Origin of the sequence: Halosimplex salinum, assembly GCF_003730195.1 — an archaeon.
Taxonomy (GTDB): domain Archaea; phylum Halobacteriota; class Halobacteria; order Halobacteriales; family Haloarculaceae; genus Halosimplex; species Halosimplex salinum.
The window spans coordinates 134,851-147,799 of sequence record NZ_QWGG01000007.1; the positions used below are offsets into that span (position 1 = coordinate 134,851).

A 12,949-nucleotide genomic window follows, 5' to 3' on the forward strand; every position below is an offset into this window, starting at 1 on the left:
GGCCGGCGTCCTCTGTTCACGAGTATGTCACGTCGGCTTCGACTGGTCGTCGGGTTCGCGCTGGCACTGCTGGCCGTCGGCGGGTTCCTGCTGGCCGTCGGCCCGGAGGCGGTGTTCTCCGAACTCGCGACCGCGGACCTCGCGGTCCTCGCGGTCGGGTTCCTGTCGGTGCTCGTCGCCCTCGCCTGCTGGAGCGAGGCGGTGCGTCGCCTGGTCGGGTCGACCGGTCACTCGGTCGGGGGGGTGCGCTACCGGTCGGCGTACCTGAGCGGCGAGTTCCTCAAGCAGGTGATCCCGATGGGCCAGAGCGGCGGGCCGGTGCTCATGTCCTACACGGTGAGCGCGGAGACCGACGCGCCCCACGACTCGACGCTGGCGGCGTCGATGGTCTTCGCCTTCCTGAACGTCCTCGCGTCGCTCGTCCTCGCCGTCGTCGGACTCGCGGTGTTGATACTCACCCGTCGCGGTCCGTCGGGCGCGCTCCTCCAGTCCGTGCTGGTGACGATGGTCGTCATCTCGGTCGGGATCATCGGGCTGACGCTCCTCGCCGTCTATCGGCGCTCCGTGCTCGAACGCGCGGCGCTGGCGGCGTCCGGCGGCCTGCGACGGACCGTCGGACGCCTCTCCGAGCGAGCGGCCGCGGCGCTCGCGCCCGACCGCGTCCGCGAGACGCTCGACCGGTACACCGCCGTCGTCGGACAGCTGACGGGCGACCGCCGCGGGATCGCCGCCGCCGTCGGGCTGTCGATCACGGGCTGGATATTCTTCCTGCTCCCGCTGTACACGAGCTTCCTCGCCATCGACTCGCACGTCCCGTTCACGCTCGTCGTCTTCGCCATCCCCGTCGTGACGCTCCTGAACGTCGTCCCGCTCCCGGGCGGGCTGGGCGGGTTCGAGGTGGCGCTGGCGGCGCTCGTCGCGGCGATGGCGACCGTCGATCTCCCGACGGCGACCGCCGCTGTCTTCCTCTTTCGCCTGTCGAACTACTGGTTCATCGTCCTCGTCGGCGGCATCGCGGCGGCGTCGCTCTCCTTCGGCGTCAGCGAGGCGCCGCTCCTCCCCGGCGAAGAAGACGAGACGGTCTGACCGCCCCAGGGACCGGTCCCCGTCGGGGAGACGCCCTCATTCGAGCTTCGTCGGGTCGAAGTGTTCGTTCCGTCCTTCCCACGCGCTCTCGTCGCGGCTCGCACGCGTGTCGAGGTACACTTCGACGCCGTTGCCGTCCGGGTCGGCGAAGTACAGCGCCTTGCTGATGCCGTGGTCGACGGGGCTGACCTGTACCTCGCGCGCACGCAGGTCCTCGTAGACGTTCGCGAGCGCGGCGGGCGTCTCCACCTCGAAGGCGACGTGGTACAGACCGACGCCGTGGCCCGGTCCGTCCGCGCCCGCGCCGACTTCCTGGAGGGCCACGTCGTGGTGGCGCTCGCCCCACGAGAGGAAGGCGTATCGCCCCTCGCGCTCGGTGAGGCCGAGACCGAGTACCGACCGGTAGAACTCCAGCGCCCGCTCCAGGTCGCGTACCTTCAGGTGGACGTGACCGACCGTGTGAGGGTGTGTCGACGCCGGACCTTCGCTGTCGTCCTCGGCGTTCATACTCCGGTATCGGCGCTCGCGTCCAAAAGTCTACGTGTGGTCGACGGCGCCGGTGGGACGTTCGCCCCGCTCAGGTCACGATCAGGTAGACGAGCGCGGAGACGATCAGGAGCTTCTTCGTCACGATGACGCCGAGGACGACGGACTGGACGGTGAGGTCGTCGAGCCACTCGGACGCGCGCCGGCGTGTCCTGTCGGTGAGAGACGGAGCCGTCGGCGAGGCGTCGCTCAACGACGCCGGGCCGCCGTCCGGGAGCGCCGCCGCCGGGACCCAGCGCCCGTCGAGGTAGGCCACGGTGATCGGCTCGTCCTCGAGGTAGGGGAGCTGGTCGTACTCGTAGCCCGCCGCGGCGGCGACGGACTGCAACTCCATCACGTCGCGCTCCCTGTCGAGGTCGAACGTCACTGACTCGGACTCGGGCTTCCAGTCGAAGCCGAACGCCAGCCGAGCGGTGTCGTCGCCGACCGTCACGTCCGTCACCGTCGCCCGCTCTCGGTTGCCCGCGATCTCGCGTTCGCTCCGCTGGAGCGTCTCGTACTCGTCGTCGGTGTACTCGCGGAGGGCCATCGGTATCGATCGTGACAGCGGGACGGAGATAAGCGCTCCGCGTATCAGCTGGCCGAACAGTCGCGTCAGGCGTCGTCGTCCGTGTCACCCGTCGTCGTCCGCGTCGAACCGCTCGGCAGCGGACTCGAAGCCCAGCTCCGCCTGCTCGCGGGAGCGTCGCCCCTCGCGTTCGGCGATCGCTTCTGGGTCCGGGTTGGCGTCGTCGCCGACGCTCGCCCAGGACTTGTGGACTTTCGCGTGACACCACCGGCAGAGGAAGACGGTGATCTCGTGGCTCGGGTCGTCGTCGCCCCCGGTGGCGCCGGTCCGGTAGGAGAGGTGGTGTTCCTCCAGGAGCGGCCGTTCGTCGTCGTGGGCCATCCGGTGTTCTTCGAGGCCGCAGCGCTCGCACTCGCGGTCGCGATTCCGCGCGCGGAAGTGCGGGCAGTCGGCCCAGTCCCACGGGCCGGTGAGTCCCTCCTCCGCCAGATCGCCCACTACCGGACAGCGGAAGTCTTCGCGACTGCGCGCGTTCGCGAACTCGGGGTCGCGGTCGCCCTGTTCGACGGCGAACCGACAGCGGCCCTCGTCGGTGCAGTGGTCACACCGGTCGACGTGGGCGTAGGGGTCCTCCACGCCGACCGACGTGCCCGAGGGCGTCTTCTCCATGGGATCCCGTGTGGTCTGGATCGATTTGAATGGTCCGCTCGTCGGTCGGTCCCGGGTCGGACTACCGGTCGCGCACGCCGACCAGCGCCGACATCGCCGTCGACTCGGCCTTCCGGAGGTGCTCGGCGGCGGTCGCGGTCGCGCAGTCGAGTTCCGCGGCCACGTCTTCGACGGTCGCCCGTCGCGGTTCGTCGTAGTACCCGGCGTCCAGCGCCGCCTCGACCGCCTCGCGCTGGCGCGCGGAGAGTTCGCCCGCGACGCTCTCGGAGGCGACCCGTTCGCCGCCGACTTCCTCGACGGTCACGTCCGCACCGGGCGGGACGCCGCTCACCGCGGCCTGCACGTCCGCGTCCCGGCCGACGAGCGTGAACGTGCTGCTCCCGTCGGCGTGACACTCGACGGGCGGGACGGTCAGGAGGCTGTCGCGGGTGAAGTTCTCGAACAGCGCCCGCGCGGCGGCCCCGACCTCGCCCGCGAGGAAGCAGTAGCACGCCGCCTCGTCGATCGGGAGGACCTCCCACTCGAAGTCGGGGAACGCCTCGCCCCGCTCGTCGAGTTCGCTCTCGAATCGGTCGTAGTCGCCGCCGAGGCGGAGGAGGAAGGCGGCGGGCGGCGTCGCGACGTTCCAGTTGACGATGTCGACCGTCGAGAGGTAGCCCGCGCCGCGAGTGAGCAGTTCGTACACCGGTGGCAGGGCCGCGTCTGGCGGGTCGAACGTGATCCGCACGCGCTTCATACCCGCTGGAGCGCCCGCGGTCGCAAAAACGTCGGGGGTCGGTGACACGGGCCCCATATAAATCGGCCGCAGATCTGCGGCAGTAGCGCCAGATACGCGGCCGCCCTCGCCTCGCACATGGGAGAGACGTACGACCGCGGGACCGTCGAATCGTACGACCGCTGGACGGAGTTCTCGGCCGGGATGTGGGCCTGGCTGCTCCACAAGTTCAGCGGCTGGATACTCGTGGGCTACCTGTTCATGCACATCCCCGTGCTCAGCACGGGCGTCCAGTCGATGGGCGGCGGCGCGGACACGTACACCGCGACGCTCCAGGGACTCGAGAGTCTGCTCGTCGTCCGGTTTCTGGAGGTCGGCCTCCTCGCGGTCGCCGTGTTCCACGTCCTCAACGGGGTCCGTCTGCTGCTGATCGACCTCGGTCTCGGGCTGGAGAACCAGGACCGGAGCTTCTACCTGTCGCTGGTCGTCACGGGGGCGATCGTCGTCGCGAGCGTGCCGACGTTCCTCGGCGGGCATCTCTGAGAACCGGGGCGCAACCGTTTTCCCCCGCCGTGCGAACCGCCTACCATGCGCCTCGTCCACGAGCCGGCCGACGGCGGGTCTCGCGTGCTCGCGACGGACGTGGAGCGGGCCGACTCGCTCCTGCAGAAGATCAGGGGGCTGATGGGCAAGTCGTCGCTCCCCGACGGCTACGCGCTCGTGTTCGAGTTCGGGCGGACGAGCTATCGCGACGTGCACATGCTGTTCGTGCGGACGCCGCTGGACGTGGTCTGGCTCCGCGACGGCGAGGTCGTGCAGGTGAAGACGCTCGCCCCCTGGCGGGGCACCGGCGTCGCCAAGGCCGACTGCTTCGTCGAACTCCCGGGCGGCGCCGCCGACGGCGTCGAACCCGGTGACAGGGTCGCGTTCGAAGACGGCGAGTGAGCGGACGCAGTCGCGGGCCGGAGCGCTCACCGCGCCGACGGCGAACCCGACGGTTTAATTAGGCGCGCTCGCTTCACCTCCGAGTACGATGTCGGACTATACCGACACGGAGGATAGAGGAAGTCGCCTCACGGCGGCTGGCCGCGAAATTCTCCGTCATGTGTGATGGCTCCGGTGAGCGCGAAGGGACAACGCTGTTCGGCGATCATCCCGAGACGACTCACCTCTCTGACGTCGGAGACGTACAGTTTCTCGACACGACGCTGCGCGACGGCGAGCAAGCGCCGGGTGTCTCGCTCACCCCCGACGAGAAAGCGCGCATCGCGCGTGCGCTCGACCGCGCGGACGTGGATTTCATCGAGGCCGGGAGCGCCTGTACCGGCCCCGGCGAGCGCGAGACCATCTCGCGCGTCGCCGAGCTAGACCTCGACGCGACGGTCACGAGCTTCTGTCGCGGCATCCAGCGCGACATCGACCTCGCGATGGAGTGTGGCGTCGACGGGATCAACCTCGTGGTGCCAGCCAGCGACCGCCACGTCACCGAGAAGGTCGGCACCAGCTACGAGCAGAACGTCCGGGACACGGTCGAACTCGTCGAGTACGCGAAGGACCACGACCTCTGGGTCGAGGTCATCGGCGAGGACGGCTCCCGGGCCGATCTCGACTACCTCGAAGAACTGCTCGGGGCCTCGCTCGACGCGGGCGCCGACCGCATCTGCTGGGCCGACACCGTCGGCCACGCGACCCCGGACGGCGCGCTCGACGCCGTCTCCCGGCTCTCCGAGCTGGGACCGGTGAGCGCCCACACCCACGACGACCTCGGGCTCGCCGTGATGAACGCCCTGACCGCGGTCGCGGCGGGCGCGGACGTGGTCCACGGGACGATCAACGGTATCGGCGAGCGCGCGGGCAACGTCGCCATCGAGGAGGTGGCGATCGCGCTCTCGCACGGCTGGGGCGTCGAGACGCTCGAACTCACCGAGGTGTACGACCTCGCGGAGCTCGTCGCGAACGCGACGGGCATCCAGCTCCCGCCCAACAAGGCGGTCGTGGGCCAGAACGCCTTCACCCACGAGTCGGGCATCCACACCGACGGCACCCTGAAGGACGACGCGATGTACGAGCCCTACCCGCCGGAGAAGGTGGGTCGGGAACGGCGGCTCGCGCTGGGCAAACACGCCGGTCGCGCCGGCGTGAAGGCCGCGCTCGACGAGCACGACTTCGAGGTGACCGACGAGGAACTCGCGAACGTCGTCTCCCGGGTGAAGGAGATCGGCGACCGCGGCAAGCGGGTCACGGACGCGGATCTCCTCACCATCGCCGAGGACGTGACCGACAGCGCCCACGACCGGCGCGTCGAGATCACGGAACTCACGACGGTCGCCGGCGGGAACACGCCGACTGCGACCGTCTCCCTCCTCGTCGACGGCGAGGAGCGCACCGAGGCGGAGATCGGTTCCGGGCCCGTCGACGCGGCGATCAACGCCGTCCAGTCGGCGCTGGGCCACTCCTTCGACACCCACCTCGAGTCCTACCACGTCGACGCGATCACCGGCGGGACGGACGCCATCGTCACCGTCGAGGTGGAGATGTCCCGCGGCGACGACCACGTCACCGTCTCCGCGAGCGACGTGGACATCACCCGCGCCTCGGTCGACGCGATGGTCGAGGCCATCGACCGCCTCGTCGCTACCAGCGACGACCGCGTCATCGCCGACGACTGAGGCCCGGCAACAGTTCTCTCGGAGCCGGTTCCGGTCGCGGTGGCTCAAACGGTCGCTGAATCGTTCCCAGTTACTTTATACGTCGTGGTTGACACTCGACCATGGATAGAACAGTCGTCGTCGCCGGGACGCTGGTGCTCGGCGTCGCGATCGGTGTGAGTCTGCTCGCGGCGGTCTCGGGGACGGGCGCGTTCGCGGACGTGGGGCTGCTCGACGGCGGAGACTCGGGACTCGACACGTTCGACAACGAGAGCGACTTCCGGGCGTACGTCCAGAGCGACGCCACGCGACTCAGATCCGGGGTCCCGTCAGCGAGTCGGGGCGGCGGCGACGGCGGCGACGGATCCGCCCGGGAGACCGCGGACGCGTCGGCCGGCGAGGCGTCCGGCGGCGCCGACCGTCGCGTCGCGGAGACGAACGTCCAGACGAGCGGGCTGGACGAACCGGACCTGGTGAAGACCGACGGTCGGCACTTCTACTACGCGACCCCGGACGACAGGATCCGCAGCCGGGCCGTCCCGGAACAGCGCGGTGAGACGCACGTCGTCGACGCTGACGACCCTGCCTCCCCGGAGGTGGTCGGATCGGTCAACACCTCGGGACGGCTCCTGCTGGTCGGCGACTCGCTGGTCGTCATCCGCGAGGACGAAGTGGTCGGGTACGACGTGAGTGCGCCGGGCGACCCCGAACGGACGTGGTCGCGCGGGCTGAACGGGTCGGTCGTCTCGGCGCGCGCGACGGACGACCAGATCTACCTCGTGGTCCGACAGGACGTCACCGCGTCGACGACGTGCCCGTTCCGGCCGTTCGGGAACGAGACCGTGGACTGCGAGTCGATACACCACCCCGAAGAGCGGGTCCCGGTGGACGCGACCGTCTTCGCGTTCTCGGTCGCGCCGGCCACGGGGGAGGTCGACGACCGCGTCGCGTTCGTGGGCACGCGCGACAACTCGGTCGTCTACATGTCCGAGGACGCGCTGTACGTCACCTACACGAACCCGACTGACCGCGGCGAGGTGTACTCGCGGGTGGTCGAGTCGTTCGAGCGGACGCCGGACCGCGTCGACCGGCGCATGCGCGAACTCCGGTCGTACGACCTCTCCGAGCGGGCGATGCTGACCGAGGTCGAGCGCGCCTACCGGAGCTGGGTCGACTCGCTCGACGACGAGGAGGCCGAGCGGGTCCACGAGAACTTCACCGACCACGCGCGGTCGTACGTCAGGGCGGAGAGTCGCAACCTCACGACGACCGGCGTGGTCCGCGTCGGCGTCGGGACCGAGGACGACCTCGCGGTCGAGTCGGTCGGGACGGTCCCCGGACGCCCGCTGAACCAGTTCTCGCTGGACGAGTACGACGGGACGCTCCGGATCGCGACGACCGTCCCGGGCGCGGGCGCGGACGGGAACGAGAACGACCTCTACACGCTCGACGCGGACTCGCTGGAGCGACAGGGCGCGGTCCGGGGGATGGGCGAGAACCAGTCGATCTTCGCCGTCCGCTACGTCGAGGAGCGGGCGTATCTGGTCACGTTCCGGCGGGTCGACCCGTTCCACGTGGTCGACGTCTCGGACCCCAGCGACCCGGTCGAGCGCGGCGAACTCGAGCTACCGGGCTTCTCGCGGTACCTCCATCCCGTCGACGACGATCGTATCCTCGGGATCGGTCGCGAGGACGGCCGCGTGAAGGCGGTCCTGTTCGACGTGTCGAACGCGTCGAACCCGACCATCGCGGAGTCGAAGCGCTACGACCGGTCGTGGAGCGAGATCGAACGGACCCACCACGCGTTCCTCCTCGACCGGCGCCACGGAGTGTTCTTCCTGCCGACCGAACGCGACGGCCTCGTCGTCGACTACCGGAACGACTCGCTCGAACTCGAGACAACGGTCGACGTCGAGGACCCGACCCGCGCCCGGTACGTCGGCGACTACCTCTACGTGTTCGGGCGAGACGAGATAGCCGTCGTCGACGAGACGACGTGGGAGCGAACGGCGACCGTCGAACTCGACGGCTGACGGGGCGCTGGTTCCCTTCGACGCGAAGCCGCCGGCCCCTCAGGCCGACAGCCACGCGTACGTCTGGACGGCGCCGAACAGGACTGCGAGCGCGCCGTTCTCGATCAGCAGTGGCTGGTTCCCGGCGAATGCGGTGCGGGAGACGAGCGCGAGGACGCTGAAGAGCGTCGCGAGCGCGAGGTTGTACTTGGCGAGCACGACTCATACGGACTGTTGCAAGCGTTTACCGGGTCGACCGCACGCCATCGTGCGGTCGATCCCGGGATGTCTTGCAACAGTCCGTATCAGGTCTCCTGGTCGAGGTCGACGAGGCCGTCCGATCCCATGGGAACCCGTTCGAGCGCGCGAGGGACAAACCTTCGTCAGAACGGGTCGTCGCCGCCGAAGGGCGAGTCGTCCTCGTCGTCGCCGAAGTCGAACCCCTCGTCTTCCTCGCCGAGGTCGTGCTGGCGGCGGGCCTCCTCCTCGTCGACGAAGCCGAGTTCGTCGGGGTCGCGGCCGGCCTCGTCGACCACCTCGTCGGAGACGATGATGGGGCAGTCCACCCGCAGGGCGAGGGCGATGCCGTCGCTCGGGCGGGCGTCGAACACCATCTCCGAGCGCTCGTCGTCGGTGTACTGCTCGGTGTCGATCTTCGCGTAGAAGGTGCCGTCGGCGAGGTCGTCGATGCGGATCCGGTCGATGGCCGCGCCGAACTCGGCGACCATGTCGACGAACAGGTCGTGCGTGAGCGGCCGCTCGAAGGGCGTCCCGTCGAGCGCGTGTTGCATCGACTGGGCCTGGTCGGCGCTGACGAAGATGGGTACCAGTTCGTCGCGGACGCGCAAGAGGACGACCGGGTGGCCGGGCCCGTCGTCGCCGACGCCGACGCCGACCCCCTCGACTGTGGCCTCGTGTGTTGCCATACCACAGGGTTGGAGCGCGAGCGTGAAAAAGACCGTGCGCACCCGTCCCTCTCGCGGCGGGGTATCTCCGAGCCTTCGGGCCTTCGGCCTCACGGGGGCAGCGTGGCGGCGGTAGCGAGGGAGCGACGGCCTCTCGAACCGTCGGCGCGACCCGGGACGCCGCGCTCGACCGCTCACAGCGGCCCGGTCACCGGTCGTCGGTGACGACGTGGTCAGCTAGCCCGAGGTCGAGCGCTTCGATCCCGTCGACGACGAGTTCGGCCATCCGACGAGCGCCCTCCTCGCTGAAGTGCGTGTCGTCGGTGACGCCGTCGGGATAGTTGGGATGTTCGCCCGGCGACAGGTGGAGGTAGAGGCGCTTCGACGCCTCCGGTCCCAGTTCACGCAGGAGCGACTGGCTCTCGGCGTCCGCGTCGATGAACGGAACGTTCGCCTCCCGTGCGACGGTTCGGACGATCTCCGAGTACTCCCGATGGGTGTCCTCGAGCGTGCCCTCCTCGTCGAAGTGGCGGCGCGCGATCGGCGTGAGCAACACCGGCGTTCCCCCGCGTTCACGCGTCTCACCGACGAACTTCTCAAGGTTGGCCTCGAACTGCGGCTTGGGCGTGTAGCGGTCTTTCGAGGGCACCTCGTCGTTGTGGCCGAACTGAACGAACACGTAGTGGTTCTCGGCCAGGTCACGTACTACGGGCTGCCAGCGCCCCTCCTCCAGGAAGGAACTCGTGCTCCGCCCGTTCCGAGCGTGGTTCACCACCGTCACCGAGTCGTCGAAGTAACTGGGGAACGGCATCCCCCAGCCAGTCTCCGGGCGCGCGCTCTCCGACTTTTCGGCGATGGTGGAATCTCCGATCAGGTGGACGGTGACCGACTCGGACGACATTTCGAGAGTGGTCCCCGAGAGCGGATATGTAAGTATCGGTTCCGGCGAGTTCGGCTCGACCCCGTGGCGAGCGTCACGATCACTCCGGTCGCGTCTCGGTCCGGTCGCGTCTCGGTCCGGTCACGACCGAACCTGCTGGTCCCGACGCGTGCCGCCGCGGTTCCGCCGACCGACCGGTTCGAGGCCGTCGCGAGCGCGCGCCATCCCGCGGGCTGGGCCGCTCGACCCTTTGCCCCACCTGATCGCGTGTTCGTTCGCCTAAGCCCCGTTAAACCGGGTTAACGGTCGGCATAACTCGGCTAAATCGGCCGAAATCGGGGCAACTGGGTGTCAGCGCTTGCCCCCTTCAAGGGGGTCGGGCCGGCTACGAGTGAGTGGAGGCAGACACCTCATGAAACTCAAAATCGTCGCGGTGTTCGCGAGCGTACTGCTGATCGCTACCGGCGCCGCGATGGCGATGCCGGGCAACGCGCCCGACCAGGCACAGGACGACAACGCACAGGCGGACGACCACGCGGCCGACGAGGCCGACGCGGACACCGCGGACGCGAACCAGTCCGAGGCTGACGACGCGACCGACTCCGAGGCGGACAACGAGTCGGACGCGCGACGCGGACCGCCCGCTGACGCGCCCGGTGCCGGCGCGGCCGACGCCGCCGACGGCAGCCAGGGCCCGCCCGTCGACCTGCCCGCGCAGGTCCCCGACTTCGTGAGCGACGTCCACGAGGCCATCGGGAACCACGCCGGCGACGCGGCCGACGGCGCGCAGTCCCTCGGTGAGACGATCAGTTCGCTGACGCCGGGTGACGACGCGGACGCGAACGAGACCGCGTCCGACGCCGGCAACGTGACGGCCACGCCCGCGCCGTAACGTGAGGCGTTCGCCGTCGTCGCTCCCGTTCCCCACCTAACTCATTTCACCCCACCCCACCCCACCCCACCCCACCCCACCCCACCCCACCCCACCCCACCCCACCCCACCTCTCCACCTGATGCGGTCGGGTCTCACACCCGACCCATCCCGTTTTCGGTCGCCCTCCCGCGTTCGGTCCGTTGACAGGCTCCGCTGAACGGTCCTCCGTCTGTTCGTTCGTGACTCACACGGCCAGCGACGCGACTGTCAGAAGAACGTGCCGAGGACGGCCATGTAGAGGATGACCGTCGCCGCGTAGATGACGCCGAGAGCGACGACGGCTTTCGCGTGGAAGAGCCAGAGTTCGTCGCGCTCCTCTTCGAGCGCGGCCTCGTAGCGCTCGCGCTCGGCGTCGGTCGGGTCGTGGCGCTCGCCGACGTGGAGGTCCCGGCCGTGGTCGCTGCGGAACGGCCGCTCACAGTACGGGCAGCGTGCAGCGACGCGCTCGCCGTCGGGAACGGCGGTGTCGCGGACGGGACGGAGCGTGGGTGCGTGGTCGGTCATCGTGTCAGGTCGGTCATCGTGTCAGGTCGATCCTCTGGGGGTCAGACGAACGGCGGCGGCGCGTACGGTTGCGTGATCACCCATAGGCTGCTCATCGTGTAAAAGACCATCACCACCACCGACGGGTACTGGCTCCGGATCGCCGCGAGCACGCCCGGGAACAGTTCGAACGACAGCGAGTGGGCCACCCAGATGGCGAGGACGTGCCCGCCGAGGACGCAGAGCAGTTTCACCGACCCGAACCAGCCGGGCAGGACGAGCGCCATCGGGTTCGCCGGCGGCGCGAACGGGCTGATCGCGACCGCGCCGAGGGCGGGCGCCAGTCCGAGGAAGTAGCCCAGGAAGTGCGCGAGGTGGTAGCCGGCGGCGATGGGGAGGAGCGCGGGCGCGAACCAGCGCTCGATAGCCCGCGCGGTGACGTAGGTGTCCGCGGTGTCCCGTACGTTCCGCGCCGCGAGGCGGTAGACGCCGAGAAATGCCGCGAAGCCCGCGAGGAGGACGACGGCGTACACGAGCAGTGCCGGGACGCCGAGTGAGACGACCGGTTCGACGGCGGCCGCCCACGTCGGCGTCGCGACGAGGCCGTCGTAGGTCGTCACCCACAGCAGGGCGACGACGAAGGCGACCTCGCCCGGTCGGTCCGGCAGGGGGTCCTCGGTGAGCGCGGTGCCGGGCAGTCGGAGCGTGAGCGAGCCGTCGAAGTCGCGCTGGAGAGGTGCGACGCGGCCGTAGGCGGCGAACACGCGGCTCACGGGGTCGACGCGGTCGAACCACGCGTCGCCGTAGCGGACGGCGCCGGCGACGGTCGCCAGCGAGTAGCCGAGGACGACGACCGCGAGTAGACGCGGGTTCTCCCCGACAGGACTGACGACTTCGAGGAAGACGAGGGCGAGCAGGCCCGCGACGGCCGGCCAGACGCCCCACCGGTCCGGGAGGGCGCCGTCGCTCGCGTCGTCGAACAGCCGGTCCCGTGCTCGCCGGACGAATCGGGTCGGCGCGCGCCACGGGTTGACCGCGGGCCACGTGTTCCCGACGAGGTAGGTGGTCGTCGTGTAACCGGCCCACCAGCCGACCCAGACCACGAGCAGCGCGAAGTTCTGCGTGGGGGTGGTCGGTCCGGCGAGACCCGTCGCGACGACGATCAGGAGGACGCCGAACGAGACGGCCCGGAGCGCGGGGACCGCGACGCGGCGGAGCTGAGCGGACGTGGGGAGCGCGACCCGCCACCAGTTCACCCCGCGCATCGCCTCGTGGTCGGTCAGGAGCGTCGTGAACAGGAAGGAGCCGCCGACGACGATGCCGCCGGTGAGGATCACCAGCCACGTCGGGACCGACGCCGAGGCGACCGACCCGCCGAGCGACCCGGAGTGTGCGGCGGCGCGTCCGGCGAGCGCGAGCACGACGACCGCGGTCGCGCCGGCGCGCGCGAGGGGTCGCCAACCTGCTCGCTGTCCATCCCTGCCCATGCGTTGGCCACCCTTCCGACTCCAGCCGCATAACTGCTCGGCGCGTCGGAGCGGGTCATCCGAGAAGAACGCTGCG

The 12,949-nt window shown here is 69.9% G+C and carries 15 protein-coding genes; 6 read left to right on the top strand and 9 right to left on the bottom strand.

The genetic code is table 11. The features are described 5' to 3' along the window. Positions 1-24 precede the first annotated feature (24 nt). Positions 25-1,086, top strand: coding sequence for a lysylphosphatidylglycerol synthase transmembrane domain-containing protein (locus D1409_RS17360; RefSeq protein WP_123538251.1), 1,062 nt, complete (start codon positions 25-27; stop codon positions 1,084-1,086). 36 nt (positions 1,087-1,122) lie between these two features. Here D1409_RS17360 and D1409_RS17365 read toward each other — a convergent pair whose 3' ends face one another. The 4 genes from D1409_RS17365 to D1409_RS17380 all read right to left on the bottom strand — a co-directional run bounded on the left by D1409_RS17365 (position 1,123) and on the right by D1409_RS17380 (position 3,545). Next, positions 1,123-1,593 (bottom strand): VOC family protein, encoded by a 471-nt coding sequence (locus D1409_RS17365; protein WP_123538252.1) that lies wholly within the window; start codon positions 1,591-1,593, stop codon positions 1,123-1,125. A 70-nt stretch (positions 1,594-1,663) separates the two neighbouring features. Continuing rightward, positions 1,664-2,161 carry a hypothetical protein gene (locus tag D1409_RS17370; protein ID WP_123538253.1) on the bottom strand — a complete coding sequence of 166 codons (498 nt, stop codon included), beginning with the start codon at positions 2,159-2,161 and terminating at the stop codon, positions 1,664-1,666. An 84-nt stretch (positions 2,162-2,245) separates the two neighbouring features. Then, positions 2,246-2,809 (bottom strand): DUF7097 family protein, encoded by a 564-nt coding sequence (locus tag D1409_RS17375; RefSeq protein ID WP_123538254.1) that lies wholly within the window; start codon positions 2,807-2,809, stop codon positions 2,246-2,248. Between the two features lie 61 nt (positions 2,810-2,870). Beyond that, positions 2,871-3,545 carry a helix-turn-helix domain-containing protein gene (locus D1409_RS17380; RefSeq protein ID WP_123538255.1) on the bottom strand — a complete coding sequence of 225 codons (675 nt, stop codon included), beginning with the start codon at positions 3,543-3,545 and terminating at the stop codon, positions 2,871-2,873. Positions 3,546-3,662: 117 nt separating this feature from the next. Between D1409_RS17380 and sdhC the strand changes: the two genes are divergently transcribed. The 4 genes from sdhC (at position 3,663) to D1409_RS17400 (ending at position 8,205) form a co-directional block, all read left to right on the top strand. Continuing rightward, the gene (sdhC, locus tag D1409_RS17385) at positions 3,663-4,067 is read left to right on the top strand and encodes a succinate dehydrogenase, cytochrome b556 subunit (protein ID WP_123538256.1); all 405 of its coding nucleotides are present in this window, start codon (positions 3,663-3,665) and stop codon (positions 4,065-4,067) included. 45 nt (positions 4,068-4,112) lie between these two features. Beyond that, on the top strand, positions 4,113-4,469 hold the full coding sequence (locus D1409_RS17390; RefSeq protein WP_123538257.1) for a DUF192 domain-containing protein: 357 nt from the start codon (positions 4,113-4,115) through the stop codon (positions 4,467-4,469). A 158-nt stretch (positions 4,470-4,627) separates the two neighbouring features. Beyond that, the gene (locus D1409_RS17395) at positions 4,628-6,193 is read left to right on the top strand and encodes a (R)-citramalate synthase (RefSeq protein ID WP_235853608.1); all 1,566 of its coding nucleotides are present in this window, start codon (positions 4,628-4,630) and stop codon (positions 6,191-6,193) included. A 101-nt stretch (positions 6,194-6,294) separates the two neighbouring features. After that, a complete protein-coding gene (locus D1409_RS17400; protein WP_123538258.1) occupies positions 6,295-8,205 on the top strand; it encodes a beta-propeller domain-containing protein in 1,911 nt (636 codons plus the stop codon). 39 nt (positions 8,206-8,244) lie between these two features. On the opposite strand, the gene D1409_RS24705 is transcribed toward D1409_RS17400, so the two are convergent. The 3 genes from D1409_RS24705 to D1409_RS17410 form a co-directional block, all read right to left on the bottom strand. Further along, entirely contained in the window at positions 8,245-8,403 is a 159-nt protein-coding gene (locus D1409_RS24705; RefSeq protein WP_164471757.1) for a hypothetical protein, read from the bottom strand. A gap of 164 nt (positions 8,404-8,567) precedes the next feature. Further along, complete coding sequence (locus D1409_RS17405; protein WP_123538259.1) at positions 8,568-9,110, bottom strand: bifunctional nuclease family protein; 543 nt, start codon at positions 9,108-9,110, stop codon at positions 8,568-8,570. A gap of 187 nt (positions 9,111-9,297) precedes the next feature. After that, complete coding sequence (locus D1409_RS17410; RefSeq protein ID WP_123538260.1) at positions 9,298-9,990, bottom strand: rhamnogalacturonan acetylesterase; 693 nt, start codon at positions 9,988-9,990, stop codon at positions 9,298-9,300. A 391-nt stretch (positions 9,991-10,381) separates the two neighbouring features. Here D1409_RS17410 and D1409_RS17415 point away from each other — a divergent pair, with 391 nt between their 5' ends. Further along, on the top strand, positions 10,382-10,861 hold the full coding sequence (locus tag D1409_RS17415) for a hypothetical protein (protein ID WP_123538261.1): 480 nt from the start codon (positions 10,382-10,384) through the stop codon (positions 10,859-10,861). Between the two features lie 249 nt (positions 10,862-11,110). On the opposite strand, the gene D1409_RS17420 is transcribed toward D1409_RS17415, so the two are convergent. Together D1409_RS17420 and D1409_RS17425 are read right to left on the bottom strand one after the other, a co-directional pair. Beyond that, complete coding sequence (locus D1409_RS17420) at positions 11,111-11,407, bottom strand: DUF7410 domain-containing protein (protein WP_123538262.1); 297 nt, start codon at positions 11,405-11,407, stop codon at positions 11,111-11,113. 41 nt (positions 11,408-11,448) lie between these two features. Beyond that, positions 11,449-12,873 (bottom strand): hypothetical protein, encoded by a 1,425-nt coding sequence (locus D1409_RS17425; RefSeq protein WP_123538263.1) that lies wholly within the window; start codon positions 12,871-12,873, stop codon positions 11,449-11,451. Positions 12,874-12,949 lie beyond the last annotated feature (76 nt).